Here is a 2,634-nt window from a genome sequence, read left to right on the forward strand (position 1 = left end):
CTTTCGCGCGGGCTGGGGTTGTCCCGCCCCCCCCCCGCGCGCCCCCCCCCCCCCCCCCCCCCGCCACCGTAGTACCTCGGCTAACCGAGCGTCCACTTCTGGTTCGACCCTCCGTGGCAGGACCAGAGGTGCACCAGCGCGCCGTTGGCGGTCGAGGCCCCGGACACGTCGAGGCACAGCCCGGACTGCCGGTTCACGACCGAACCGTCGGCGCGCAGGTCCCACTTCTGGTTCGTGCCGCCGTGGCACGACCAGATGATCGCCGCGGTCCCGTTCGCGGTCCCGCCGCCCGAGGCGTCCAGGCACTTGCGCGATGTGCCCGTGTAGACGCTCAGTTCCCCTGCGGCGGAATAGGACCACTGCTGGTTCGTGCCGTTCCAGCAGTCGTAGATCTGCACCTGGGTGCCGTTGGTCGTCGACTGGTTCGGCACGTCCAGGCACCGGTTCGAGGCCGTGCCGCGCAGCGTTCCCGAGGTCGGAGTGGTGCCGCCGTCGGTCGGCCCGGCGGCGTCCATGATCTGGCGGGCCCCCGCGGGAATGCTGCCCGCGGAGAAGACCGTGTTGTTCTGCACGGTGTTGCCCCGATCGCCGTTGGTGATGCCGGTGATCGATGAACTGGTCGAGTAGTTCCCGGTCAGGGTCAGGTTCCCGGTGTTGTGGCCCCCCTGGATGTTCGCGTGGGCCCACTGCCCGGCCGTGTTCATCATGACGTTGCCGGTCGCGGCGATGTAGCGGGAGCCTTCGTCGAAGTACATGCCGAGCTGGCCCGTCCTATCGCAGAAGTTCCCCTTCATAGTGCTGTTCGGTTGGGCCGAGAGCGTGTAGATGCAGCCCGCGTCCCACAGGGTGTTCACGGTGTCGACCAGGTGGTTGTACTCGATGTGGACGTCGGTGAGGGTCGTCGGCGTGGTGTAGATCGGCTGGAAGTCGTAGAGGCCGCGGTTGATGTACTCCTGGCTGCCGCCGGGGTCGTTGGCACCCCAGCCGTATCCGACGCCGATGCCGCTGTAGGGCATGTCGGCGATGTAGTTGTGGTCGATCGTGAGCCGGGTGGCGTAGGTGGCCAGGATGGCGTCGTTGTCGAGGTAGTCGAGCGCCGTGCTGTAGATGCTGTTGTTCCCGATTCGGATGTCGCGGTTGACCATGCGCGGATCCGAGGGGTGGTGCGAGTCGGGTCGGACGCCGCCGATCGAGATGCCGCCGCCGGAGCTCTCGGTGAAGGTGTTGCCGAGGACGGTGATGTCGTGCGCGCCGAGGCCGACGCCCGAGGCGTGGGCGTTCGCGTCGTTGCCGATGCCCAGGGCGATCGAACCGAGGTTGACGAAGGTGTTGCCCTCGAACGCGATCCGGTCGGCCGCCGAGACCTGGACCGCGCCGGGGGTCTGCGACCAGCCGTTGCGGGAGCCCTCGAAGCCGCGGCAGCCGCGGGCGCAGCTGGTGAACGCGTCGGCGGGCCGGTGCGTCTGGACGCCGGTCATGAACGTGCCGGTCTGCTGGTTCGCGTAGCCGTCCGACGAGTTCGGGTGCAGCCAGGAGGTGCCGGTGAAGGTCAGCCCTTCGAACCGGAGGTCGTGGACCGGCTGGTCGTACGTGCCGCCGACCTGGACCAGGGATTGGAGCCGCGGCATCTCGACGCTCGTGTTCGCCATGTTCTGGCCTTGGAGCGGCTTGTAGTACAGCGTCCCGGTGTTCGCGTCGAGGAACCACTCGCCGGCCTGGTCGAGGAAGCGCTTGGAGTTCGCGAGGAAGAACTTCGGGCCCACGAACGGGCTCTGGATCGTGTCCCACCCGTAGGTGTTGTTGTTCCAGGCCGGCTGCCGCATGGTGACCGTGGTGCCCGAGATGGAGTCCACCGGGGTGATCCGGGTGGTCCACGTCAGGTTCGCCCGGAGTTCGAGGCGCCGCTGGTCCGGCAGCGTCGAGAGCCAGTTGAGGTTCGAGTTCCGGATGGTGAACCCGCTCGCGTTGAGCCCGATGTCCGTGGGGGCCAGGCTCATCTCGGCGCGCTTCGCGAGGACGCCGTCCACATAGAGCTGCCGGGTGTCGAAGCCGGTGCCGACGCTGGCCCGGTAGATGCCCGTGGCGGCGTCGTCGAGGACCCAGCCGGTGACGGCACGGGACCCGGACACGACCGGGTCCGCCCCGTCCGCGGCCTGCCACGTCACGGTGTGGCCGTTGCGACCGGAGTCGCTCGCGTTGAACCGCAGGGGCGCGTCGGGCCGGAAGGTCCCGTCGAGGAGGTTGACGGTGACGTCCGCGTCGCCGATGGCGGCGGCCTCCCTGGCGCGCCGCTGCGCCTCGGTCAGGGACTTGAGCGGCTGCGCGGCCGTTCCGTTACCGCTGTCGCTGCCGGTGGGGGAGACGTAGATCGTGTGCTGGGTCTGGGCTTGTGCCGGGGAAGCGCCGAGGCCGGTGAGGGCTCCGGCGACCGCGAGGAGGAGGGCCGCCGCGAGGGCGGGCGGGCGAAGGCGCCTGGGGGGTGAGTTCCGCATGGCGTATTCCTTTCCAGTGAGCCCTTCTCATCCTGGGTGAGTTTGGTTGCAGGGCATGGAAGAAGCTCCTGGTAGAACAACAGCTGTCTACTTCCGTTGCCTCCCAGGAGCTTCGAATGCTGTTGTATCAGGCGGCCTTGCC

1 protein-coding gene is annotated in these 2,634 nt (G+C 68.6%); it reads right to left on the reverse strand.

The window, feature by feature from the left end; translation table 11 throughout:
* Positions 1–80 precede the first annotated feature (80 nt).
* A complete protein-coding gene (locus tag O1R50_RS15560; protein WP_270111009.1) occupies positions 81–2,492 on the reverse strand; it encodes an RICIN domain-containing protein in 2,412 nt (803 codons plus the stop codon).
* Positions 2,493–2,634: the final 142 nt, after the last annotated feature.

Origin of the sequence: Glycomyces luteolus (genome assembly GCF_027622875.1) — a bacterium.
Classification (GTDB): Bacteria; Actinomycetota; Actinomycetes; order Mycobacteriales; family Micromonosporaceae; genus Glycomyces; species Glycomyces luteolus.

Excerpts from the sequence above, each read along its gene's own strand:
- O1R50_RS15560 (WP_270111009.1), bottom strand. The coding sequence starts at position 2,492 with ATGCGGAACTCACCCCCCAGGCGCCTTCGCCCGCCCGCCCTCGCGGCG.